The sequence below is a fragment of the Mumia flava genome (genome assembly GCF_002797495.1).
GTDB lineage: Bacteria > Actinomycetota > Actinomycetes > Propionibacteriales > Nocardioidaceae > Mumia > Mumia flava.
This window is the reverse complement of the sequence record NZ_PGEZ01000002.1, coordinates 334,923-358,354: the sequence shown is the minus strand read 5'-3', so window position 1 is coordinate 358,354 and position 23,432 is coordinate 334,923. Positions and strand designations below refer to the sequence as shown.

The following is a 23,432-nucleotide window of genomic DNA, read 5'->3' as shown; positions in this document are numbered from 1 at the left end:
AGGTTCGTCCGACGTCGCCGGTCCGCTCAGCCGCAGGTGTCGCAGATCCCGGTCATGGGCAGCTCCATGAAGCACGTCGGGCAGGTCGCTCGCGGGGGAGCCTCGACGACCGTGCGGCGGGGCTGACGCTTGCGTGGGGGAGACGCGGACTTCTCGGCCTTGCGGATCAGCGTCGGACGACCTCCGTCGGCCGGCAGGGTCGCGCCGTACCGCCGGTAGCACTCCAGCCGCTGCTCGGCCGCGTGCCACTCGGGGTTGTCACCTGCGGTCTCACCCCGGGCGGCCACCGCAGACCGGTACCGCTCGCCGGCGCTGCCGCCCTCGTCGACGCACAGTGCGCTGATGACCGGGTCACCACGGCGAGACGCGTCGACCGCGGTGGTGGTCAGGACGTCGGGGATCCAGTCGCCGAGCGGCGCCTTCGTCCTGATGGAGGTGCGGCTCTGCACGCCGGCCGCGAGCGCGGTGTCGGTGACGACCGCCCCGTACTGGCGCGCGGTCTCGCCCAGCAGGTCCCGGGCCGCGCGAGCCCACAGCTCGAGCGCGGTGCTGTACGGGACGGGCTGCCCGTCGCCGATGCGGTACGGCTCAGGTGTCATCTCATGCCTTCCGACGGGGTCGCCTCGCCACTCTAGCCAGGCGTGCCCGTGGGGCAGAGGGTCGGTCAGCTCGGGCGGAAGCACTCCTGGTACATCGCCTCGATCTCACCGGCGAGCTCCGCGACCGGTCCCGCGACGTCGAGGTCCGGCGCCACGGCATTCACCGGCAGCGGCGCGACCGGTGACTCGGGCGTGCCCCACTGGCGCTGGAGGTCGGCGAGTCGTTCGGAGGAGACGATGTAGACGATCCTGCCGAGCCCCACCCACGCGTGCGCGGCCGCGCACATCGGGCAGTGCTCTCCCGAGGTGTAGACCGTCGAGAACCGACGCTCCTCCGGCGAGAGGTGCGCGGCGGCCCAGCGGGCGGCCGCGAGCTCGGGGTGCTGGGTGCGGTCGCCGCCGGCGACGTGGTTGTGGTCGGAGAACCGGACCTCCCCGTGCTCGTCGACGAGGACGGAGCCGAACGGGTGGTCGCCCTGCTCGAGCGCCGTGCGGGCCAGGTCGACGCAGGTGCGCAGATGGGTGAGGTCGGTCGCGGTCAGCGTGCTCATCGGTCCAGTCTGGCCTCGAGGCCGACCCCACGGCTACGGGCTGCGTCGACGAGAAGGCGCCCGACCGCGACGTCCTCGATCCCGAGACCGACCGAGTTGAACACCGTCACCTCGTCGTCGTCACGGCGCCCGGCGGCCCGACCGCTGATCACACCCGCGAGCTCCAGCCCGCAGTCCTCGGGACGCAGCGCCCCGTCGGCGACGGCGAGCAGGGCGTCTCCGGACTCGTGCAGCGCGGTCTCGCGCGCATCGACGACCAGCCGCCCCGCGGCCATCGCGGCGGCGTCGACCTCGCGGTGGTCGGGACGCGGAGGCGCGCCGACCACGTTCACGTGCATGCCGGGCCGGAGCCAGGCACCGGCGACGATCGGTTCGCGCGACGGCGTCAGCGTGCACAGGACGTCGCTGGCGGCGACCACCTCGCGCGGGCCCGGCTGCGGGCTGACCCGGACGTCGGGCGCGACTGCGGCGACGGCCGCGGTGAACGCCGCCAGGCGCTGCTCGGTGCGCGACCACACGGCGACCTTCTCGACCGGCGTGTCGACGAGGTGGGCCCGCAGGTGCTCGACCGCGAGCGCACCCGCACCGACGAGGCCGAGCACCGACCAGTCGCGCCGGGCGAGGTGGCGCGTCGCGACCGCGCTCGTCGCGGCGGTCCGCAGCCGGGTGGGGATCGCGCCGTCCATCACCGCCACCGGCTCGCCGGTCACCGAGTCGACCAGCACGAGGACCGAGCGCTGCGCGGGGAGGCCGCGGTCGCGGTTCGACGGGATGTCGGCGAGCAGCTTCGTCCCGGCGAGCCCGGCCCCGTCCCAGACGGCGGCCATGGGAAGGAACTGTGCGTCCGCACCGGCGACCCGCGCCGCGCGGACGGGCGGCTGGTGGGCGTTCCCGTCGGCCAGCGCGCGGAACGCCTCCTCGACGGCGGTGACGACGTCGGCCGGTTCGACGAGTCCGGACAGGTCGGAACGGGACAGCAGGAGCACGGGCTTCTCCAAGGGCCGGGGTCGTCAGTGACCGGGACGGACGAACGGGACGGTGAGCGCGGACGGACCCGCGGAGCGGGTGACGAAGCCGGCGACGGCGGCGAGGGCCAGGACGTAGGGGAGCATCACGAGGAACGCGACCGGCAGGTCGACGCCGAGCACGGGCAGGGTGAACTGCAGCGCCTGGGCGACCCCGAACACGAGGGCCACGACGGCGACGAGGGCCGGCTTCCACCGCGCGGCGATCACCGCGACGACGGCGAGGTAGCCGATCCCGGCGGTCATGTTGTCCGCGAAGGTGTGCACCTGGGCCAGCGCGAGGTACGAGCCGGCGAGGCCGCTCGCGACGCCGACGAGCAGCACCACGAGGTGGCGGATCCGGCGGACCGCGATCCCGGCCCAGTCGGCCCGGGTGGCATCCTCCCCGACGGCGTCGATCGCGAGGCCCCAGCCGGTCCTGCGGGACGTCGCGAGCGCGAGCAGGACGAGCAGCGGCGCCAGGACGTACGCGAGGGCGGGCAGGTTGAACACCGCCGGTCCCACCACCGGGACGTCCGACAGCAGCGGCACCGCGACCCGGTCGAACCCGGGCGCGATCGTGTCGCGGCTGAGCAGCAGCCGGGCACCGAAGGTGGTGCCGGCGAGCGCGAGCGTGTTGAGCGCGATGCCCGTGACGATCTGGTCGGCTCGCAGGGTGACGCTGAGCAGCGACTGCAGGGCGCCGACGACCAGGCCGGCGGTCGCACCCGCCAGGGTGCCGACGATCACCGACCCCGTCGTGGCCGCCACCAGGACGCTGGTGAAGCAGCCGGTCAGCATCATCGCCTCGACGCTCATGTTGAGCACCCCGGCGCGCTCGGAGACGACCTCGGCGCTGGAGGCCAGCAGGATCGGGATGCCGAGCGCGACGCTGGCGACCAGCAGCTCGGTGAGGGTGTGGATCATCGGGTCGCCACCTCCGTGCCGGCGGTGGAGCGGTCACCGGCGCCGGCACCACGGCGTACGCCCTCGTCGGGCGGTGGGTCGGGCGGAGCGGGCCGGGTCGTCGGGTGTGCAGCCCGCGGAGGCCGGGTCCGTGCGGCGACCGCCGATCCGGCGACCAGCAGGACGAGCACCGCCTCGGTCATCTGGGTGATCGCCGCCGGGACGCCGGCCGAGAGCTGGAGGTTGATCCCACCGGCGACCAGGAGCGCGAGGACGGACGTGAGGGCGATCGCCGCCAGCAGCGAGCCGCGGGCCAGGAGGCCGGCGACCAGACCGGTGAACCCGTACCCGGACGAGATCCCCTCCGACAGCACGAACGGCGCCGAGGCCACGAGGGTGCCGCCGGCCAGCCCGGCGAACGCGCCGGCAGCGGTCAGGCTGCCGAACCGCAGGCGGTCCACGCGCAGCCCGAGCCGTCGGCCTGCGGGAAGCGACCGGCCCACCGCGGCGAGGCGCAGCCCGGTCACGGTACGCCGGAGCACCAGCGCGGTGAGGGCCGCCGCCACGACGGCGATCACGATCGCGACCGTCGCGGGGGATCCGTCCAGGCCGAGCAGGGGGAGCCGGGCGGGCTCGGTGAGCGGCTCGGACTGCGGCAGCGTCTCCGAGCTCGTCACCGGCTGGCGCAGCAGCGCCTCGGAGTGCACGACGAGCATGACGAGGGCCAGGCCGACGAAGTTGAGCAACAGGGTCGTGATCACTTCGTTGACCCCACGGCGTACGACGAGTGCGGCGGGGATCGCGGCCCACGCCGCACCGCCGAGGGCGGCAGCGACGAGCACGGCGGGGATCGCCAGGGCAGTGGGGGTGGAGTCGGGGAGATGGGTGCCGACGGCGGTGGCGCCGATCGCTCCGAGGCACAGCTGTCCCTCGCCGCCGACGTTCACCAGGCTCGCCCGGTAGGCGACGATGAAGCCGCAGGCGATCAGCAGGATCGCCGCGGCGGTGTTCATCGAGGACCCGAGCGCGAACGGGTTCCCGAAGGTGCCCGTCCACATCGCCGACAGCGTGGTCGCCGGGGATGCGCCGGCCGCCGCCGCGAGAGCGACGGTCACGAGCAGCGCCCCGAAGCCCGAGGCGACGGCCAGGACGGCGGGATGGCGCAGGTTCACGTACGGGCTCCTGTCATCAGGCGTGCGAGCTGGTCGCGTGCGTCGGGGAGGCGCGGGTCGACCGGACCGAGCAGCGCGCCGCGGAAGGCGACGACGACGCTGTCGCTGAGCGCGAGCAGCTCCTCGAGCTCGCCGGAGACGACGAGGACCGCGACTCCGCGCGTCGCCGCGGCGCGCAGCTGGGTCGCGACGGCCTGCACGGCGCCGACGTCGAGTCCGCGGGTGGGGTGGGCCGCGACCACGCAGGTGAGCGGATCCAGGGACAGCTCCCGTGCCAGCACCGCCTTCTGCTGGTTGCCTCCGGACAGCGTCGACATCGGCGCATCGACGGACGGCACGCGGACGTCGTGCGCAGCGCACAGCTCGGTGGCGCGGCGGCGCATCGCGCGCCGGTCCAGCAGCCCGAACCGCGTGAAGCCGCTCGCCCGGCCGAGCAGGAGGTTCTCGGTCACGCTCAGGTCGGCAACCACGGCCTCGTGGTGACGGTCCTCGGGGATGACGGCCAGACCCGCAGCCGTGCGTACGGCGGGGGTGGCCGTGGTGATGTCGACCCCGCGCAGTCGGACCGCTCCCCGCGTGGGCGAGATCGCGCCGGACAGTGCGGCGACGAGCGCGGACTGGCCGTTGCCCTCCACGCCGGCGACGCCGACGATCCGGCCGGGTTCGACGACCAGGCTCGCACCGTCGAGCCCGGCGCCGCCGTGCGGGTCGGGTGCCGCGAGGTCCTCGACGACCAGCACCGGCGCCGTACCGGCAGCATCGGCCTGCGGTCGTTCGACCTCGGCGGCACGGGGTCGTCCGGGCGTGCCGCCCGCACCGCTCGGGGGCGCGGATGCGGACGGCACGTCCAGACCGATGCCGGCGGCGAGCACCGGGTCGAGGTCCCCCCGACCGCCGCCGACCATCATCGCGACGAGGTCCGAGTCGGGCAGGTCCTCGAGCCGGCCCGACCCGACGACCCGTCCGTGGCGGAGCACGGTGGCGACGTCGCCGATCTCGCGGACCTCGTGCAGCTTGTGCGTGATCAGCACGACGGCGGCACCGGCCTCGGCGATCCGGCTCGCGGTCGCGAGGAAGGTCCCGACCTCATCGGGTCCGAGCACACCCGTGGGCTCGTCGAACAGCAGGAGCGACGGCGCCCCCAGCAGCGCCTTCACGATCTCGACGCGCTGCCGACGCCCGACCGACAGGGCGCCGGCACGCGCCCCGAGCTCGACGACCAGGCCGTAGTCCGACTCGATCCGGGCCAGTCGCTCGAGCAGCGCCGCCCGGTCGAGCCGGAACCCGCCGCCGAGCAGCAGGTTCTCCTCCACCGTCAGCGTGGGGACCAGGCTGAAGTGCTGGTGCACCATCGCGATCCCGTGCGTCATCGCCTCGGCCGGGCTGTCCGGCGCGTACGTGCGACCCGCGACCTCCATGCGTCCGGACGACGGCGGCAGCGACCCGTACACGAGGTTGCACAGCGTCGACTTGCCCGCGCCGTTCTCCCCGAGCACGCAGTGGACCTCGCCGCCGACGATCTCGACGTCCACCGCGTCGAGCGCGGTCAGGCCGCCGAAGCGACGCGAGATCCCGTGCAGCGCCAACGCGGGCGGTCCTGTCGGCGGCGTGATGTCGGCCGGGCGGTGCGCGGTCCGGTTCATCGGGTGCCTCCTTCCACTCGTGCGGATCGGCGTCTCGGCGGGATCGTGCCGTGCCGGTCGGGCAATCGGAGCCGGTCAGTACGGCTCGACGTCGCCCGAGGCGACCGACTCGCGGATCTCGTCGAGAGCGGCGACGACCTCGGCGTCGTCGGTGCAGAGCGTGAAGTCCGTGCCGTCACGGTCCGTGGTGAGTCCGAAGGGGACCTGGGCGGCCTCGAAGGTGTCGTCCAGCACCACGTCGACGGCGTACTCGATCTCCGCGCCGATGTCGGTCTTGACGTAACCGATGTAGGGGGAGTCGGCCGAGCACTCGCCGGGGATCGGACCGCCGACCATCGAGCCGTCGGCGTCGCGTGCGGCCTGCTCGATGCCGGTCTTTCCGAGGTTCACGATCTGCCCGATCACGTCCACGCCGGCGCCGTAGTTCGCGGCGGCGGCCTGCTTGGCCTTCGCCGGGTCGTTGAAGTCGCCGATGAACTGGGCGTCGACCACGGTGGTCCCGGGGACCGCGGCCTCGGCGCCGTTCGCGAACGCCTGGGAGGCGTTCACGATCGCGGGCAGCTCGATGCCGCCGATGAACCCGATCGAGCCGGACTCCGAGACGAGGGCGGCTGCGGCGCCGGAGAGGTACTCGGCCTCGGCCTGCTCGGGATCGTAGTACGCGAGGTTCTCCATCGGCTCGGCGTCGGACGGACCGCCGATCTCGACGAAGGTGACGTCGGGGAAGGTCGGCGCGACCGTGCGGAGGTCGGCGTCGGTCTGGCCGCCGACGGAGACGACGAGGTCGTTCTCGCTCGCGAGCTTGTTGAGGACCTGCTGGTAGTCGGGCTGGGCGACCTCCTCGACGAAGGAGATGTCGACCTCGTCGGCCATGTCGGTCTCGATCCGCTCGACACCTTCGTAGGCGGACTGCATGAAGCCGGTGTCGGAGATCGAGCCGGGCAGGAAGACGCCGACGGCGAGCTTCTCCGATGCGGACGACTCCTCGGACTCACCGCACGACGCGAGGCCGAGGGTGAGGACCGGGACGAGGGCGAGAGCGGCGAGCCGGGTACGGGGGCGGGGGCTGCGGGTCATCTGGCTGTTCCTCCGGGTGCGAGAGTCTTAGTGGTATACCACTAAGAACAGCGTGCCGATCCGCCGTCACGACCCCGTCAACCGTCCGTTAAGAACGCGTTTCGGCGAGGCGGGCCGGCCCGTTCTCGACCACGTCGGCCACGCCCGCGGTGACGCGCGGGCCGGGGAGGCAGGTCAGCGGGTGGGGCCGGCGGCGACGCGGTTGCGTGAGCGTGTGACCTCGACCGGGTCGAACGCCTCCGACGCCCAGGATCCCGACATCGCCAGCGTCGGCTCGAGTCCTTCGGCGATGTGCGCGAGGTAGAGCTGCGCGGCCCGCTCGCCGTCGCGCGCGTCGATCGCGTCGAGGATGCCGGCGTGCTCCTCGCGCTGCTCGCGGGTGTCGCGCCGCTTGGTGAGGTGGAACAGCCACTGCACCCGCGCCTGGAGCGGCCCCATCATCGACTGGAGCAGCGGGTTGCCGCAGGCGTCCAGCACCGCGCGGTGGAACCCGGCGTTCGCGGCCGCGGTCGCGGCGTCGTCTCCGGCGTCGAGGGCGACCTGCGCCTCGACGAGCAGCGTGCGCATGCGTGCGAGGTCGCTGTCGCTGCGCCGCTCGGCGGCCAGCCGCGCGGCCAGCACCTCGACGGACTCGCGCACCTCGAAGAGCGCGCGGATGTCGTCCGGGGTGAACGCGGCGACCATCGCGCCCTGCCGCGGCACGACCACGACGAGACCCTCGGCCTCGAGCATGTGCAGGGCCTCGCGCAACGGGACCCGGGAGACCCCGAGCTCCGCCGCGACGTCCCGCTCGACCAGGCGCTGTCCCGGGGCGAGATCCAGGTCGATGATCCGCGACTTGAGCGTCTCGTACGCGTGCAGGCGCAGCGACGCGGTCGGTCGCGCTGTCCCGGATCCGCTCACGGGCGCCATCGTAGTGGTCGGCCCGCCAGGCGACTCGCGAGCACGCCGTGGGCGACTCGCGAGCACGCCGTGGGTGACTCGCGGGCACGCCGTGGGCGACTCGCGGGGTGCAGGTTCGTGCGGCGCGACCACCCCGACCGCCTGACTTCGTGCGCCCCGACCGAGGTCTGCGAGCGGTCCGGTGCGAGGCTGCGGCCATGGACACCCTGCTGCGCGGCGCGCGCGTGATCGACCCGGGCACGACGTTCGACGGCGACGCCGACGTGCTCGTCCGGGACGGCCGGATCGCCGCGCTCGGCCCCGACCTCGCGGTCCCGGACGGTGCGGACGTCCTCGACGTCGCCGGGCTCGTCGTCGGGCCGGGATTCGTCGACCTGCACAGCCACGTCCACTCGATCGCCGGGCAGCGGCTCCAGGCGATGGACGGGGTCACGACCGCGCTCGACCTGGAGGCCGGGCTGATGCCGGTCGCGGCTGCGTACGCGAACGCGGCGCGTGAGGGCCGCCCGTTGAACTACGGGTTCTCCGCGTCGTGGGGGACCGCACGGGCGCAGGCGCACCTCGGGATCGAGCCCGACGCGCGGTTCGAGACCGGGCTCGCGCTGCTCGGCGAGCCGCAGTGGCAGCGCTCGTCGTCGCCGCGCGAGCTCGCGCACTGGTTGTCGCTGCTCGAGCGAGAGCTCGGCGACGGCGCGCTCGGGATCGGCATCCTGCTCGGGTACGCGCCCCGGACCGACCCGGCGGAGCTCACCGCGGTCGCGCGGCTCGCGGCGTCCGCCGGCGCCCCCACGTACACGCACGTCCGCGAGCTCGTCGAGGCCGACCCGACGACCCCGGTCGACGGGTCGGAGGAGCTGATGATCGCCGCCGCCGAGACCGGGGCGGCGATGCACCACTGCCACGTCAACAGCACGTCGCGGCGCCACGTCGACCGCGTGCTCGCGATGCTCGACCGCTCCCGCGCGTCCGGGTCGCGGATGACCGTCGAGGCCTACCCGTACGGCGCGGGCAGCACGGGGGTCGGCGCGTACTTCCTCGCCCCCGAGCGCCTCGGCGCCTGGGGGATCGGGCCGTCCAGCATCGTCATGGTCGAGACGGGCGAGCGGATCGAGAACGAGACCCGGCTGCGCGAGATCCGCGCGAGCGACCCCGGCGCGGAGTGCATCGTCGAGTTCCTGGACGAGCGCGACCCGGCGGACCGAGAGGTCCTGCACCAGGCCCTGGCGTTCCCCGACGCGATCGTCGCGAGCGACGCGATGCCCCTGATGTGGGGCGGCGGCGTGCTCGACACCCGCGACTGGCCGCTCCCGCCCGGCGCCGGCACGCACCCCCGCACGTCCGGGACCTTCGCGAAGTCGCTGCGCACGATGGTCCGCGAGACCGGCACGTGGACGTGGCTCGAGGCGTTCCGACGGTGCTCGTTCCTGCCCGCTCGGGTGCTGGACGAGGTCGCGCCCGGGGCCGCCGCGAAGGGGCATCTCGGGATCGGCGCGGACGCCGACCTCGTCGTCCTCGACCCCGACCGGATCAGCGACGCCGCGACGTACCTCGATGCGACGAGGCCGTCCGTCGGCGTGCAGCACCTGCTCGTCGGCGGCGTCCCGGTCGTCCGCGACGGCGACCTGCTCACCGACGCGTACCCGGGGAAGGCCCTGCGCGGCGAGCCGCGCTGACGCGCCCGCCGCACCGCATCGCCCCGTCCTGCCGGCTCGTACGGGGGACCCAAGTCGGATCCGTGAGTTCGTCGGCGCCGACGAAGAGGCGCCGCCCGTCCTGGCCCTACGCTCGGCGGACCCCCGACGAAACAGGAGCGGACATGGCGAATCTCGCAGAGGTCGGCGCATGGATCGAGCAGCGTCTGCCCGAGCTGCTGGCGGAGTACGACGTCCCCGCGGCGGCGGTCGCGGTCTCGGTCGGCGGTGACGTGGTCGACACCGCTGCCGGTGTGCTGAGCAAGGCCACGGCCGTGGACGCGACACCCGACTCGGTCTTCCAGGTCGGCTCGATCACCAAGGTGTGGACCGCCACCCTGGTCATGCAGCTCGTGGACGAGGGACTGGTCGACCTCGACACGACCGTGCGCACCTACCTGCCCGAGTTCGTGATCGGCGACGACGCGGCCGCCGCTGCGATCACCGTCCGCCAGCTCCTGTGCCACGTCGCCGGCTTCGAGGGCGACATCTTCACCGACACCGGCCGGGGCGACGACTGCGTCGAGAAGTACGTCGCCACGCTCGGGGACACCCCGCAGCTGTTCGGGCCGGGGGAGCGGTTCTCGTACAACAACGCCGGGTACTGCGTCCTCGGCCGGATCGTCGAGGTCCTGCGGGACAAGCCCTTCGACACCTGCGTGCGCGACCACCTGTTCACTCCGCTCGGCCTGACCCACGCCGCGAACGGTGCCGACGAGGCGATCCTGTTCCGGGCCGCCGTCGGGCACATCCAGCCCGCCCCCGAGGCGGACTCGGTCCCCGCGCCGATGTGGTCGATCGTCCGCTCGAACGCGCCCGCCGGCTCGATGCTCACGATGCGGGCGCGCGACCTGCTCGGGTTCGCCCGGATGCACCTCGACGGCGGTACGGCCCCCGACGGCACCGCGGTCCTCAGCGGCGCGAGCGTCAAGGCGATGCAGGAGCGTCAGGTCGACCTGCCCGACCTCGGGCTGCTGGGCGACGGGTGGGGGCTCGGCTGGGAGCTGTACGACGTGCCGGGCGGCCCCGTGATCGGTCACGACGGGTCGACGATCGGGCAGAACGCGTTCCTGCGACTCGTCCCCGGCCGCGACGTGGCCGTCGCCGTGCTCACCAACGGGGGCCTCGCGTACACCTTCGCCGAGCGGATCCTCACGCACGTGCTCGCCGAGCTGGCCGACGTCGAGCTCGGCGCCCTGCCGGCCCCCACCCCGGGAGCGACGGTCGAGAACCCGGAGCGCTACGTCGGGACGTACGCCTCGGCGGTCGCCGACACCACCGTGACGCTCGAGGACGGCCGGCTGTGGGCCGAGCGGACCCCGAAGGGTGAGCTCGCCGCCCTCGCGGGGCCGGGCGAGCGCTCCGAGCTGGTCCCGTGGCGCGGCGACACGCTGCTGCCGTCGTCTCCCACCCAGGGCATCTACATGCCGCACGCGTTCGTCGGCGACGACGGCCACGGGCGCGCCCTCTACCTCCACACCGGCCGCGCCGACCGACGCGTCGACGCCTGAGCACGACCCCGGCTCGGGCAACGCGGCCCGGCTGGTCCCGACCCCCGCGTGGGACCCCACCCCCGACCTGCCTGGAGGCAGACCCATGAGACGTACGCGGACCCTGGTGACGACGATCGGCGTCCTGGCCCTCGCCCTGTCCGCCTGCGGCGGCAGCGACGGCGGCGCCGACGGCGGCGATGCCCAGCTCGCCGACGGCCAGACCTTCACGATGACCCTGCCCAGCGACCCCGGGAACCTCGACCCGCTGATGACCGTGCTGTCGAACACGCGGCAGGTCGGACGGTTCCTGTACGGCACGCTGGTCGACCAGGACCCCGACGGCACCGTGGTCCCGGCGATCGCCGAGTCGTGGGAGGCGACGACCACCGAGGCGACCTTCACCCTGCGGGAGGGCATCACGTGCTCGGACGGGTCGCCCTTCACCGCGAGCGACGTGGCCGAGACGTTGAACTGGGTCGCCGATCCGGCGAACCAGTCGCCGCTGGCGGGCCTGTGGGTCCAGCCGGGGACGAAGGCCACCGCGGACGACGACGCGCGGACGGTCTCGGTCACGAGCTCCGCCCCGGACGCGTTCCTCGCACTGAACCTCGGAACGGTCCCGCTGCCGTGCGGCGAGGGTCTGTCCGACCCCGAGGTGCGCGCCGAGGGCAAGGGCGGCACCGGCATGTTCACCGTGACCGAGGCGGTCCCCAACGACCACTACACGTTCACGCGTCGCGACGACTACACCTGGGGCCCGGGCGAGGACTTCGACCCCGAGGCCTCCGGGCTCCCGGACGAGGTCGTGTTCCGGGTCGTGGAGAACGAGACGACGTCCGCCAACCTGCTCACCTCCGGCGAGGTCAACGCGGCGTCGATCGCGGGACCCGACCAGGACCGGCTGAGCGAGCAGGGCCTGTTCCATGCCGACGTGAGTGCTCCGGTCGGACAGATCTGGTTCAACCAGGCCGAGGGTCGGCCCGCCGCCGACGACGGTGTGCGCTCCGCGCTGGTCCAGGCGCTCGACCTGGACGAGCTGCGGACGGTGATGACCAGCGGGAAGGGCGAGACGCCTCAGAGCCTGGTCGCCCTGGCCCCGAACCCCTGCCAGGCCGACAGCGTCGGCGACTCCCTCCCGGAGCACGACGCCGATGCTGCCGCGAGCGCGCTGGACGACGCCGGCTGGACCGCCGGCGGCGATGGCACCCGGACCAAGGACGGCGCGCCGCTGTCGCTCAAGGTCGTCTACACCACGCAGTTCGGCGAGACCGGGACGGCCACGGCCGAGCTGCTGCAGCAGACTCTCGGCGACCTCGGCGTCGAGGTGAAGCTCCAGGGCGTCGACAGCACGAGCCTGAACGAGGTGCTGTTCGCGACCGGTGACTGGGACCTGTCGTTGGCCCCGCTGTCGGTGGGGATGCCGAGCCAGCTCGTCCCGTTCATGTCCGGCCCGACGCCGCCGAACGGCACGAACTTCGCGAACATCTCCAACGACGACTACTCGGAGCTGACCGCCTCGGCTGCGTCGCAGTCCGGCACCGACGGCTGCGGCGACTGGAGCGACGCCGAGACGGCGCTGTTCGAGCAGCTCGACGTCGTGCCGTTCGCGAACTCGGTCGTCCCGACGTTCGGCAACGACACCGAGTTCGAGATCGAGGACGGGATCGACCCCGCGTCGATCCGGATGTACCAGTGAGACCGACCGCCGGGGACGCGCTGCATGGACGCGTCCCCGGCGGTCTCACGACGCTCGCCGTCGGCGAGCCCGTCTGCGGAGGTTCCGACGATGACCACAGCGGCACTGCCGACGCGGCCACCCCTGGCCGCCCGGCTGCGTGACGACGCCTGGCTCGCGTTCGCCGTCCGGCGGCTGGGCCGGTTCGTCGTGTCGGTGTGGGTGCTCGTCACGGCGTCGTTCCTGATGATCCACCTCGTGCCCGGCGACCCCGCACGGGCCTCGCTCGGGATGAACGCGCCCGCGGAGACGGTGGCCGCTCGCCGCGAGGCGCTCGGCCTGGACCAGCCCCTGCTGACGCAGTACTGGGACTTCCTGACCGGGCTGCTGCACGGCGACCTCGGGACGTCGACGATGAGCAGCCTGCCGGTCGCGCAGGTGATCGGGGACCGGCTGCCGGCGACGCTCCAGCTCGCCGTGCTCGCGTTCGTGGTGGTGATCGCCGTGGCGATCCCGCTCGGCGTGACGATGGCGGTGCTGACCCGCGGCGGCCGCCGGCGCGGCGCCGAGCTCGGCTTCACGACCACCTCGGTGCTGCTGGCCGCGGTGCCGGAGTTCCTGCTCGCGGTGATCCTCGCGTACGTGTTCGCGGTCTCCCTCGGGTGGTTCCCGGTGGCCGGCAACACCGATCCCGGAGCTGCGGTCCTTCCGGTGCTCGCGCTCGCGATCGGTCCGGCCGCGGTGCTGTCGCGGATCGTCCGGGTGGAGATGCTCGCGGTCCTCGGTGAGGACTTCGTCCGTACGGCGCGGGCCAAGCGCCTGCCGCCGCTGCGGATCTACCTGCGGCACGCGCTCCCGAACGCGCTCACCGCGACCCTCACCCTCGGTGGTCTGCTGCTGACCACGCTGGTCGCGTCGACGGTGCTGATCGAGAACGTCTTCGCCTGGCCCGGGCTCGGCTCGCAGATCGTGGGGTCGATCCTCGACCGCGACTATCCGATGGTCCAGGGCATCGTCCTCGTGTACGGCGCGCTGGTGCTCGTGGTCAACCTGGTCGTCGACGTGGTGCTCGCGGTGCTCGACCCCCGCTCCACGATCAAGGAGGGCTGATGGCGGGCCACAGGACGGCAGGGTCCGTCGCGCGGGGCCGCCGGGCACGCGCCTGGGTCGCGGTGCTGAGGACCCCGCTCGGCGCGACCAGCGTCGCGCTGCTCGGGCTCGTGCTGCTGCTCGCCGTCGCCGCACCGTGGATCTGGGGCGCGCAGGCCGCTGCCGTCGACACGGCCGCGATCCAGGAGGGCCCGTCGCCCGAGCACCTGCTCGGGACCGACGCGCTCGGTCGCGATCTGCTCGCGCGTGTCCTGGTCGCGACCCGCCTGTCGGTCGGGCTCGCGCTGGCGGCCACGGCGATCGCGGTGTCGGTGGGGATCGTGCTGGGCGCGCTGCCGACCGTGCTTCCGCGCTGGGCCGGACGGCTCGTCGTCTCCGGCGTGAACATCGCGGTCGCGTTCCCCGGTCTGCTGCTCGCGCTGTTCTTCGCGGTGATCTTCGGGGTCGGCACGGTGGGGGCGGTCCTCGCGATCGGGCTGGCCACGGCTCCGGCCTTCGCCCGGCTCACGCAGACGCTCGCAGCGTCGGTCGCCGGCCGCGACTACGTCGCCGCGGCGCGGGTGGCGGGCGTCGGCCGGGTCCGGCTGCTGTTCCGGCACGTGCTGCCGAACATCGGCGAGCCGCTCGTCGTCAACGCCACGATCGGAGCCGGCGCCGCGCTCCTCGCGTTCGCCGGCCTGTCCTTCCTGGGGATCGGCGTGCAGGCCCCGGCGTACGACTGGGGGCGCCTGCTCAGCGAGAACCTCAACCGGATCTACACGAACCCCGCGGCGGCCCTCGCGCCCGGCGTGGCCGTGATGGTCGCGGGGCTCGCCTTCAACCTGTTCGGCGAGACGGTGGCGGCGGTCGTGGGGGAGCGGACCCGGACCACCCGCGTGCGACGCCGGACGGGCCGCGCCGCCACGCCCGGGTCGGCCGCCCCGACCGACGGTGAGCCGCTGCTGGCCGTCGAGGAGCTTCGGGTGTCGTTCCCGGCGGACTCCGGCGACCTCGCGCCGGTGCGCGGGGTCAGCCTGGAGGTCGGGGTGGGTGAGGCGGTCGGCGTCGTCGGCGAGTCGGGTTCCGGGAAGAGTCTCACGGCCCTCGCGATCGCGCGCCTGATCGAGGAGCCCGGACGGGTGGAGGCGGCGCGGCTCGACTTCGCGGGCGTCGACCTGCTCGGTACGCCCGAGCGTGAGCTCCGGCCGCTGCTCGGGACGTCGTTGGCGATGGTCTTCCAGGACCCGACGAGCTCGTTCAACCCCACCCGCCGGGTCGGCGGCCAGCTCGCCGAGGTCGCCGTCGAGCACCAGGGCCTCGGCCGGCGCGCCGCCCTGGCGCGGGCGATCGACCGCCTCCGGGCGGTGCGGGTGCCGGCGGCCGAGCGGCGCGCGCACCAGTACCCGCACGAGTTCTCCGGCGGGATGCGTCAGCGCGCCATGATCGGCATGGGCCTGATGGGCCGGCCGCGGCTGATCGTCGCGGACGAGCCGACGACGGCGCTCGACGTGACCGTGCAGAAGCAGGTGCTCGGCCTGCTCGCCCAGGTCCGCGCCGAGACCGAGGCCGCGATGCTGCTGATCAGCCACGACGTCTCCGTGGTCGCGCAGACCTGTGACCGGGTCGTCGTGATGTACGCGGGTCGGATCGTCGAGGACCTGCCGGTCGCGTCGCTGCTCACCGGCGCCCGCCACCCGTACACGCGGGCGCTGCTCGGTGTGGTGCCCGACCTCGAGACCGACCGCGACCGACCGCTCGGCGTGATCCCGGGGCGGCCACCGGAGCCGGCTGCGGTGCCCGACGGCTGCGCGTTCGCCGACCGCTGCCCGCGCGCCGGTGCACGCTGCCGTACCGAGGATCCGGTGCTGCTCGGGATCGGGACGACCGACCCCACCCACCGGGTGGCGTGCTGGCACCCGGAGGAGGGCGAGCCCGTGGCCGCCCGGACCGGAACGAGGATCGAGGAGACCCAGCATGGGTGAGCTGCGCTTCGAGCAGGTCAGCGTGCGCTACGGCCACCGCCGCACCGGTCTGACGGCGGTCCAGGACGTCGACCTGACCGTGCCGGCCGGATCGGTCGTCGGGCTGGTCGGCGAGTCCGGGTCCGGCAAGTCGACCCTGGCGCGCGCCGCCGTCGGGCTGTCCCCGGTGTCGTCCGGGACGATCACGCTCGGCGGCACGGACGTGAGCCGGTTGCCGCGTGGACGGCGTCCGATCCAGATGGTCTTCCAGGACCCGTACTCCTCGCTCGACCCGCGGATGACGATCGGTGCGTCGATCGCCGAGGCGTTCCCGCGTGGAGCCCACCGCGGGGGTGCTGCCCGCCGGGCCGAGGTCGTCCGGCTGCTCGAGCTGGTCAACCTCGACGCCGACCGCGCCGAGGCCCTGCCGGCGCAGCTGTCCGGAGGGCAGCGGCAGCGGGTCGCGCTGGCGCGGGCGCTGGCCGGGCAGCCGGACGTCGTGCTCGCCGACGAGATCACCTCGGCCCTGGACGTCTCCGTGCAGGGGGCGGTGCTGAACCTCGTGCGCGAGGTCCAGCGTCGCCTGTCGCTGTCGATGCTCTTCATCTCGCACAACCTCGCGGTCGTGCGCTACCTGAGCGACCATGTGGCGGTGATGTATCTCGGCCGCATCGTCGAGTACGGGCCGACCGACCAGGTGCTCGCCGACCCGCAGCACCCCTACACGCAGGACCTGCTCGCCGCCGCCCCGACGCTGCACGGCGGGCTCGAGCCCACGTCGACCACGACCTCGGCCGTCGCCGAGGTCGAGCCCGCGGACCCGCACCACCCGCCGGCCGGCTGCCGGTACCACCCGCGGTGCCCGGTCGGCCCGCTGGTGAGACCCGAGCGGACCGTGTGCACCACGGACGAGCCCGCGCTGCCGCCGAGCGGCTCCGCCGGTGCGCAGGCCGCCTCCGCCGGGGCCCGCGACCACGTCGCGGCCTGCCACTTCGCCGCCTCGAGCCTGTCGTCCCGACCCACCTCGGTGCCCTGATTCGGTCCGACCGGACGAAGCCGAGCGGCCGCCGAGGCGAGACGCTCGACACCACGACCCGTACGCCCCGACGACACCGCACCACCAAGACGAAGGGACCCCGAGATGACCCAGCGCGTGGACATCGACGCCCTCTACGACCTCGTGCTGCCCGAGCAGCCCGCGCTCAGCCCGGACGGCACGACCGTCGTCCACGTGGTGCGGACGCCCGACCGCGAGGCCGACCGTGACACGTACGCGCTGTGGCGGGTGCCCGCGACCGGGGGTGAGGCGCGGCAGCTGACGCGCGGTGTCGCCGACACCGCCCCCGCCTGGTCGCCCGACGGCACCCGGATCGCGTTCCTGCGGTCCGAGGACGGGCCCGCTCAGGTCTGGCTGCTCCCGGTCGACGGCGGGGAGCCCGAGCAGGTCACCACCCTGCCGCTCGGTGCCGGTGCCCCGGAGTGGAGCCCGGACGGCGCTCGGATCGCGTTCTGCGCGCCGGTCGACCTCGCCGGTGCGGGCGAGCGCCCGGACACGGCGGCCCCGCGGGCCACGGAGCGTCTCGGCTACAAGGCGGACGGCTCGGGCTTCCTCGGCACCCTGCGCTCCCACGTGCACGTGCTCGACCTCGACGACCGGAGCGTACGGCAGGTCACGCGCGGCGACTGGCACGCGGGGGCGCCGACGTGGTCGCCGGACGGAGCCCGTCTGGCGTTCGCCGCCGCCCGGGAGGACGACGCCGACCTGACCGCACGCTCGTCGGCGTGGGTCGTCGACGCGCGCGCCCGTACGGCCCGCCCCGAGCGGGTCGGCCCGTCCGACGCCCAGATCGGCTGGGTCGGCTGGTCGCGCGACGGGGCGTCGCTGCTCGCCGTCGGCAGGACCGACACGGCGATCGGTCACGCGTCCGTCCTGCGGATCGCGCTCGACGACGGGCAGGTCACCGACCTCACCGCCGCGCTCGACCGCAACGTCATGCCCGGCGGCCCCGGGTACCCGGGCGCCCTGCCGCGCGAGACCGCCGACGGGACGCTCCTGTTCTGCGCGCGCGACCGCGGCTGCACCCACCTGTACGCCGTCGCGCCCGACGGCGGTGAGCCGCGGGTCGTCGTCGGCGGGGAGGGACGCAACGTCTGCGGGCTGAGCCTCGGCCGGGCCGCGGCGTCGACCGACGGCACGGCAGCCGTCGTCCTCGGCACTCCCACGTCGTACGGCGAGGTGGCGTGCGTCGATCTCGCGACCGGCGAGACGACGACGCTGACCGCCCACGGCGCCGACGAGCGTGCGCGGTACGTGCCCGAGCAGCGTGAGTTCACGATCTCCGACGGCACGGTGGTCGAGGGGTGGCTGGTGCGCGACCCGGAGGTCGCCGGTCCGCAGCCGCTGCTGCTCGACGTCCACGGCGGGCCGCACAACGCGTGGAACGGTGCGGCCGACCCGGTGCACCTCTACCACCAGGAGCTCGCCTCGAAGGGCTGGGCGGTGCTGCTGCTCAACCCGCGTGCGAGCGACGGCTACGGCGAGGCGTTCTTCACCGCCACGCAGGGGGCCTGGGGCGCGGCGGACGAACGCGACTTCCTCGAGCCGCTGGACCAGCTGGTGACCGAGGGCCTGGCCGACGCGGCGCGTCTGGCGATCACCGGCTACAGCTACGGCGGCTTCATGACCTGCTACCTCACCAGTCGTGACGACCGCTTCGCCGCGGCCGTGGCCGGAGGTGTGGTCTCGGACCTGATCAGCATGGGCGGCACGTCGGACGCCGGGCACTACCTCACCACGCTCGAGCTCGGTGGTGCCGACGTCGAGACGCTGTCGCCGCTGTCGGAGGTGGGCCGGGTGACGACCCCGACGCTGGTCGTCCAGGGCGACGCGGACCTGCGGTGCCCGGTCGGGCAGGCCGAGCAGTGGTTCAGCGCGTTGCGCGCCCAAGGGGTCCCGAGCCGGCTGGTGCTCTACCCCGGCGGCTCGCACCTGGTGATCCTGAACGGGCCCCCCTCGCACCGCGTCGACTGGAACCGCCGCGTCGCCTCGTGGGTCGAGGAGTACGCGACCGGGGCCGGCGAACCGCGCCGCGTGCCGGTCCATGCCGCGCACTGGCAGCAGCGCCTGACCGAGCTCGCGAGCCTGTACGGGGTCCCGGGGGCGACCCTCGGGATCCAGCGGATCGGCGACGATCCGGTGCTCGCGCACCACGGCGTGCTCAACACCGCCACGGGCGTGGAGGTCACCGACGACTCGGTCTTCCAGATCGGGTCGATCAGCAAGGTCTGGACGGCGACGGTCGTGATGCAGCTCGTCGACGAGGGTCTGCTCGACCTCGACGCGCCGGTCGCCGAGGTGCTGCCCGAGCTGCGGCTGTCGGATCCCGACGCCGCGAAGCGGGTCACCATGCGCCACCTCCTGACCCACACGAGCGGGATCGACGGCGACGTCTTCACCGACACCGGGCGCGGTGACGACTGCCTGGAGACCTACGTCGACCAGCTGGAGGAGGCCGCACAGAACCACCCGCTCGGCGCGACCTTCTCGTACTGCAACTCCGGCTTCAGCCTCGCCGGCCGGGTGATCGAGAAGGTCACCGGCACGACCTGGGACGTCGCCATGCGCGAGCGCCTCTACGAGCCGCTCGGCCTCACGCACACGGTGACGCTGCCCGAGGACGCGCTGCGGTTCCGGGCCGCGATGGGCCACGTGGGCGAGGGTGACGCCGACCCGGTCCCGGCCCCGGTGTGGGGTCTGCCGCGTGCGGTCGGGCCGGCCGGTCTGATCACCGCGACCGTCGCCGACGTGCTCACGTTCGCGCGGATGCACCTGTCGGGCGGCGTCGCCGACGACGGCACGCGCGTGCTCGGTCCCGGCTCGACCGCCGCGATGACCGAGCACGAGGTCGACGTGCCGGACGCGAACACCCTGGGCGACTCGTGGGGCCTGGGCTGGATCCGGTTCGACTGGGACGGGCACCGGCTGATCGGGCACGACGGCAACACGATCGGGCAGGCGGCGTTCCTGCGGATCCTTCCCGAGCAGGGCCTGGCGGTGACGATGCTGACGAACGGCGGCAACGGCGCCGACCTGTACCGCGACCTGTTCGGCGAGATCTTCGCCGAGCTCGCCGACGTCGTCATCCCGCCGACGCTGCAACCCGCCGACCCGGCTCCGCGGCTGGACCCGAGCGCGCACCTCGGCACGTACGAGCGGGCCGGGGCTCGCATCGAGATCCTCGACGAGTCCGAGGCGCGGGAGCAGGGCCGGCTCGTGATGCGGACGACGGCGACCGGTGCGCTCGCGCACCTGCTGCCCGACCCGGTCGAGACCTACGAGCTGTACCCGGTCGAGGAGGGATGCTACGTGCTGCGTGCCCCGGGGTCGCACACCTGGATGCCGGTGGTGTTCTACGCCCTCCCGACGGGGGAGCCGTACGTCCACTTCGGGGCGCGGGCCACACCGAAGGTGGCGACGTGATCGCCGACATCGAGCGGCTGGTCCGCTGCGAGTCGCCGTCGGACGACCTCGACTCGGTCGCCCGCAGCGCGGACGTGGTCGCCGCCCTCGGGACGGAGCTGCTGGGAGCCGCGCCGGAGCGGATCGTCCTCGACGGACGCACGCACCTGCGCTGGGCTTTCGGCGACACCGCGCGGGTGCTCCTGCTCGGTCACCACGACACGGTCTGGCCGCTGGGCACTCTCCGGACCCACCCGTACGAGGTCGTGGACGGCGTCATGCGCGGGCCGGGCTGCTTCGACATGAAGGCCGGGGTCGTGATGGCGATGCACGCGATCGCGGCGCTCGAGGAGCGCGAGGGCGTCACGCTCCTGGTGACCGGGGACGAGGAGCTGGGCTAACCGTCGTCGCGGAGGCTGATCGAGGACGCGGCCCACGGCTGCGTCGCGGCCCTGGTGCTGGAGGCGTCGGCCGACGGCGGCGCACTCAAGACCGAGCGCAAGGGCGTCTCGCTGTACGACGTCGTGATCGAGGGTCGCGCGGCGCACGCCGGCCTGGAGCCCGAGAAGGGCGTGAGCGCGGCGGTCGAGGTCGCGCACCAGGTGCTGGCGGTCGCCGGGCTCGGCGACGCCGGGCTCGGGACGACCGTCACCCCGACGGTCGTGCAGGCCGGGACGACGACGAACACGGTGGCCGCGCGCGGCCGGTTCGCGGTCGACGTCCGCGCCCGGACCCGCGCCGAGCAGGAGCGGGTCGACGCGGCGCTGCGCGGGCTCGTCCCGCACCTGGACGGGGCGCGCATCGTCGTCGAGGGTGGCATCAACCGTCCACCGCTGGAGGCCGTCATGTCCGAGGAGCTCTTCGCCACCGCGTCGCGGCTCGCGGACCGGCTCGGACTCCCGGCCCCGACCTCCGCGGGAGTCGGCGGGGCCTCGGACGGCAACTTCACCGCCGGCGTCGGCGTCCCGACGCTGGACGGTCTGGGTGCCGTCGGCGGAGGTGCGCACGCGGACCACGAGCACGTGCTCGTCGACGAGCTCCCGGGCCGTACGGCGCTGCTGGGTGCGCTGGTCGCCGACCGGCTGCACGCCGGTCCGTCGCCGTCGTCCGTGCGCGACGCCCACGGGCGAGGAGGGGGAGGGAGATGACGATGTCGGACGAACGCGTCGCGCCGGCGCGTACCGACCCGGTCGTGGCCGAGGCGCGGGCCGCGGCCGAGGCGCTCGCGGAGCGGGCCGGCGTGCGGGTGCGCCCGCTCGCGCAGATGGAGGAGCTGGAGCAGGTCAGCGACCTGTTCGAGGAGATCTGGCAGCCGAGCGGCAGCCTGCCGGTGACCGCGGAGCTGATGCGCGCCCTGACGAAGTCGGGTGCCTACGTCGGGGGCGCGTTCGACGGCGAGGTGCTCGTGGGCGCCGCCGTGGGCTTCTTCGCACCGCCGGCCGAGCGTGCCATGCACAGCCACATCGCCGGTGTGTCCGAGCGGGCCCGCGGTCGCCACGTCGGGTTCGCCCTCAAGGTGCACCAACGGGCGTGGGCCCTCGAGCGGGACATCACCGAGATCTCGTGGACGTTCGACCCTCTGGTGCGGCGGAACGCTTCGTTCAACCTCGCCCGGCTCGCGGCGACCGGCGCGGAGTACCTGCCCAACTTCTACGGTGCGATGGACGACGAGATCAACGGCGGGGACGACACGGACCGGTTGCTGATCCGATGGACGCTGAGCGACCCGCAGGTCGCCGTCGCGTGCCGCGGCCAGGCGCGCACCGTCGACGCCGACGCCGAACGGGCCGCGGGCGCGGCGCTCGGGCTGGCCGCCGCGCCGGGGGGTGGCCCGAGGGCCGGATCCCTGCGGGGCGGCCACGCCTCGGGCACGGTCCTCGTCGGGGTCCCCTCCGACATCGAGGCGCTGCGCGCGGACCGGCCCGACGTGGCCGCGCAGTGGCGTCTCGCCCTCCGCGAGACGCTCGGCGGGCTGCTCGCCGGTGGCGCGCGGATCCGCGGCTTCGACCGCACCGGCTACTACGTCGTCGACCAGGAGGAAGCACGATGAAGCTCGCAGGAGTGGAGATCCGCACGATCGCGATGCCGCTGGTGGCGCCGTTCCGGACGTCGTTCGGCACGTCGACCGAGCGGGAGGCCTTGATCCTGCGTGCCGTGACGCCCGACGGCGAGGGCTGGGGAGAGTGCGTGGCGATGTCGGACCCGCTGTACTCCTCGGAGTACATCCCGGCGGCGGCCGACGTGCTGCGGCGGTTCCTGATCCCCGCGCTCGGGGGCGTCGAGCGGCTCGACGCGACGGCGGTGGCTCCCGCCCTCGAGCCGTTCAAGGGTCACCGGATGGCCAAGGCCGCGCTCGAGATGGCGGTCCTCGACGCCGAGCTGCGGGCCCGAGGGGTGTCGTTCGCGCGTGAGCTCGGTGCGGTCCACGACCGTGTTCCCTGCGGGGTCTCGGTCGGGATCATGGACTCGATCGAGGATCTGGTCGAGGCCGTCGGCGGCTACCTCGACGACGGCTACGTGCGGATCAAGCTCAAGATCGAGCCCGGCTGGGACATCGAGCCCGTGCGCGCGATCCGTGAGACCTACGGTGACGACGTGCTGCTCCAGGTCGACGCCAACACGGCCTACACCCGCGCCGACGCAGCGCACCTGGCGCGGCTCGACCCGTACGACCTGCTCCTCATCGAGCAGCCGCTCGACGAGGAGGACGTGCTCGGCCACGCGGACCTCGTCCGTGCCCTGCGCACGCCGGTGTGCCTCGACGAGTCGATCGTGTCGGCCCGCTCGGCTGCGGACGCGATCAGGCTCGGCGCGTGCGACGTCGTGAACATCAAGCCGGGCCGGGTCGGGGGCTACCTCGAGGCCCGGCGGATCCACGACCTGTGCGCCGCCCACGGGATCCCCGTCTGGTGCGGAGGAATGCTGGAGACCGGGCTGGGACGCGCGGCGAACGTGGCGCTGGCGGCGCTCCCCGGTTTCACGCTCCCGGGCGACACCTCGGCGTCCGACCGCTACTACCGCACGGACGTCACGGCACCGTTCGTGCTGTCCGACGGTCACCTGACGGTGCCGGACGGTCCCGGCCTCGGTGTGGAGCCGGTTCCGGAGCTGCTCGACGCCGTGACGACGGACACGGAGTGGATCAGCCTCTGACGGCGTGACTGGTCGGGTACGACGAAGATCGGCTACGGTTTCGTCGTGCCCGACCA

Annotated in this window: 19 protein-coding genes; 11 read left to right on the top strand and 8 right to left on the bottom strand. The window is 73.8% G+C overall.

The window, feature by feature from the left end; genetic code table 11:
• Positions 1–26: 26 nt before the first annotated feature.
• The 8 genes from CLV56_RS15845 to CLV56_RS15810 all read right to left on the bottom strand — a co-directional run bounded on the left by CLV56_RS15845 (position 27) and on the right by CLV56_RS15810 (position 7,855).
• A complete protein-coding gene (locus CLV56_RS15845; RefSeq protein WP_100415258.1) occupies positions 27–599 on the bottom strand; it encodes a hypothetical protein in 573 nt (190 codons plus the stop codon).
• 65 nt (positions 600–664) lie between these two features.
• Positions 665–1,150, bottom strand: coding sequence for a nucleoside deaminase (locus tag CLV56_RS15840; protein WP_039356477.1), 486 nt, complete (start codon positions 1,148–1,150; stop codon positions 665–667).
• Positions 1,147–2,136 carry an ornithine cyclodeaminase family protein gene (locus tag CLV56_RS15835; protein ID WP_039356475.1) on the bottom strand — a complete coding sequence of 330 codons (990 nt, stop codon included), beginning with the start codon at positions 2,134–2,136 and terminating at the stop codon, positions 1,147–1,149. Before CLV56_RS15835 ends, CLV56_RS15840 begins: the two co-directional genes overlap by 4 nt.
• A 24-nt stretch (positions 2,137–2,160) precedes the next feature.
• Positions 2,161–3,081: an ABC transporter permease gene (locus CLV56_RS15830; protein WP_039356472.1), complete on the bottom strand. Its 921-nt coding sequence runs from the start codon at positions 3,079–3,081 to the stop codon at positions 2,161–2,163.
• Positions 3,078–4,232 (bottom strand): ABC transporter permease, encoded by a 1,155-nt coding sequence (locus tag CLV56_RS15825; RefSeq protein WP_211288167.1) that lies wholly within the window; start codon positions 4,230–4,232, stop codon positions 3,078–3,080. Before CLV56_RS15825 ends, CLV56_RS15830 begins: the two co-directional genes overlap by 4 nt.
• Positions 4,229–5,875, bottom strand: a complete 1,647-nt coding sequence (locus CLV56_RS15820; protein WP_100415257.1) for an ABC transporter ATP-binding protein — start codon at positions 5,873–5,875, stop codon at positions 4,229–4,231. Before CLV56_RS15820 ends, CLV56_RS15825 begins: the two co-directional genes overlap by 4 nt.
• A 75-nt stretch (positions 5,876–5,950) precedes the next feature.
• A complete protein-coding gene (locus CLV56_RS15815) occupies positions 5,951–6,952 on the bottom strand; it encodes a BMP family ABC transporter substrate-binding protein (RefSeq protein ID WP_039345011.1) in 1,002 nt (333 codons plus the stop codon).
• A gap of 174 nt (positions 6,953–7,126) precedes the next feature.
• The gene (locus tag CLV56_RS15810; RefSeq protein WP_039345145.1) at positions 7,127–7,855 is read right to left on the bottom strand and encodes a GntR family transcriptional regulator; all 729 of its coding nucleotides are present in this window, start codon (positions 7,853–7,855) and stop codon (positions 7,127–7,129) included.
• Positions 7,856–7,962: 107 nt separating this feature from the next.
• Here CLV56_RS15810 and CLV56_RS15805 point away from each other — a divergent pair, with 107 nt between their 5' ends.
• The 11 genes from CLV56_RS15805 (at position 7,963) to menC (ending at position 23,376) form a co-directional block, all read left to right on the top strand.
• Complete coding sequence (locus CLV56_RS15805) at positions 7,963–9,528, top strand: amidohydrolase family protein (protein ID WP_342745040.1); 1,566 nt, start codon at positions 7,963–7,965, stop codon at positions 9,526–9,528.
• A 143-nt stretch (positions 9,529–9,671) separates the two neighbouring features.
• Complete coding sequence (locus tag CLV56_RS15800; protein WP_039345018.1) at positions 9,672–11,057, top strand: serine hydrolase; 1,386 nt, start codon at positions 9,672–9,674, stop codon at positions 11,055–11,057.
• 85 nt (positions 11,058–11,142) lie between these two features.
• A complete protein-coding gene (locus CLV56_RS15795; RefSeq protein ID WP_039345021.1) occupies positions 11,143–12,735 on the top strand; it encodes an ABC transporter substrate-binding protein in 1,593 nt (530 codons plus the stop codon).
• A 90-nt stretch (positions 12,736–12,825) separates the two neighbouring features.
• A complete protein-coding gene (locus CLV56_RS15790; protein ID WP_039345025.1) occupies positions 12,826–13,824 on the top strand; it encodes an ABC transporter permease in 999 nt (332 codons plus the stop codon).
• Positions 13,824–15,785 carry a dipeptide/oligopeptide/nickel ABC transporter permease/ATP-binding protein gene (locus tag CLV56_RS15785; protein ID WP_100415255.1) on the top strand — a complete coding sequence of 654 codons (1,962 nt, stop codon included), beginning with the start codon at positions 13,824–13,826 and terminating at the stop codon, positions 15,783–15,785. The genes CLV56_RS15790 and CLV56_RS15785 overlap by 1 nt, the downstream gene beginning before the upstream one ends.
• Positions 15,778–16,800: an ABC transporter ATP-binding protein gene (locus tag CLV56_RS15780; protein ID WP_039345028.1), complete on the top strand. Its 1,023-nt coding sequence runs from the start codon at positions 15,778–15,780 to the stop codon at positions 16,798–16,800. Before CLV56_RS15785 ends, CLV56_RS15780 begins: the two co-directional genes overlap by 8 nt.
• A gap of 105 nt (positions 16,801–16,905) precedes the next feature.
• Positions 16,906–20,244, top strand: coding sequence for a serine hydrolase (locus CLV56_RS15775; RefSeq protein WP_039345031.1), 3,339 nt, complete (start codon positions 16,906–16,908; stop codon positions 20,242–20,244).
• Complete coding sequence (locus CLV56_RS21045) at positions 20,241–20,624, top strand: M20/M25/M40 family metallo-hydrolase (RefSeq protein WP_211288231.1); 384 nt, start codon at positions 20,241–20,243, stop codon at positions 20,622–20,624. The genes CLV56_RS15775 and CLV56_RS21045 overlap by 4 nt, the downstream gene beginning before the upstream one ends.
• Positions 20,625–20,678: 54 nt before the next feature.
• Positions 20,679–21,371, top strand: coding sequence for a M20/M25/M40 family metallo-hydrolase (locus CLV56_RS21040; protein WP_211288230.1), 693 nt, complete (start codon positions 20,679–20,681; stop codon positions 21,369–21,371).
• On the top strand, positions 21,368–22,273 hold the full coding sequence (locus tag CLV56_RS15765) for a GNAT family N-acetyltransferase (protein WP_039345034.1): 906 nt from the start codon (positions 21,368–21,370) through the stop codon (positions 22,271–22,273). Before CLV56_RS21040 ends, CLV56_RS15765 begins: the two co-directional genes overlap by 4 nt.
• On the top strand, positions 22,270–23,376 hold the full coding sequence (gene menC, locus CLV56_RS15760) for an o-succinylbenzoate synthase (protein ID WP_039345037.1): 1,107 nt from the start codon (positions 22,270–22,272) through the stop codon (positions 23,374–23,376). The genes CLV56_RS15765 and menC overlap by 4 nt, the downstream gene beginning before the upstream one ends.
• The last annotated feature ends 56 nt before the right edge of the window (positions 23,377–23,432 follow it).

Coding starts and splice junctions, on each gene's coding strand:
- CLV56_RS15845 (WP_100415258.1), bottom strand. CDS start 599: ATGACACCTGAGCCGTACCGCATCGGCGACGGGCAGCCCGTCCCGTAC.
- CLV56_RS15840 (WP_039356477.1), bottom strand. CDS start 1,150: ATGAGCACGCTGACCGCGACCGACCTCACCCATCTGCGCACCTGCGTC.
- CLV56_RS15830 (WP_039356472.1), bottom strand. CDS start 3,081: ATGATCCACACCCTCACCGAGCTGCTGGTCGCCAGCGTCGCGCTCGGC.
- CLV56_RS15820 (WP_100415257.1), bottom strand. CDS start 5,875: ATGAACCGGACCGCGCACCGCCCGGCCGACATCACGCCGCCGACAGGA.
- CLV56_RS15815 (WP_039345011.1), bottom strand. CDS start 6,952: ATGACCCGCAGCCCCCGCCCCCGTACCCGGCTCGCCGCTCTCGCCCTC.
- CLV56_RS15800 (WP_039345018.1), top strand. CDS start 9,672: ATGGCGAATCTCGCAGAGGTCGGCGCATGGATCGAGCAGCGTCTGCCC.
- CLV56_RS15795 (WP_039345021.1), top strand. CDS start 11,143: ATGAGACGTACGCGGACCCTGGTGACGACGATCGGCGTCCTGGCCCTC.
- CLV56_RS15790 (WP_039345025.1), top strand. CDS start 12,826: ATGACCACAGCGGCACTGCCGACGCGGCCACCCCTGGCCGCCCGGCTG.
- CLV56_RS15785 (WP_100415255.1), top strand. CDS start 13,824: ATGGCGGGCCACAGGACGGCAGGGTCCGTCGCGCGGGGCCGCCGGGCA.
- CLV56_RS15780 (WP_039345028.1), top strand. CDS start 15,778: ATGGGTGAGCTGCGCTTCGAGCAGGTCAGCGTGCGCTACGGCCACCGC.
- CLV56_RS15775 (WP_039345031.1), top strand. CDS start 16,906: ATGACCCAGCGCGTGGACATCGACGCCCTCTACGACCTCGTGCTGCCC.
- CLV56_RS15765 (WP_039345034.1), top strand. CDS start 21,368: ATGACGATGTCGGACGAACGCGTCGCGCCGGCGCGTACCGACCCGGTC.
- menC (WP_039345037.1), top strand. CDS start 22,270: ATGAAGCTCGCAGGAGTGGAGATCCGCACGATCGCGATGCCGCTGGTG.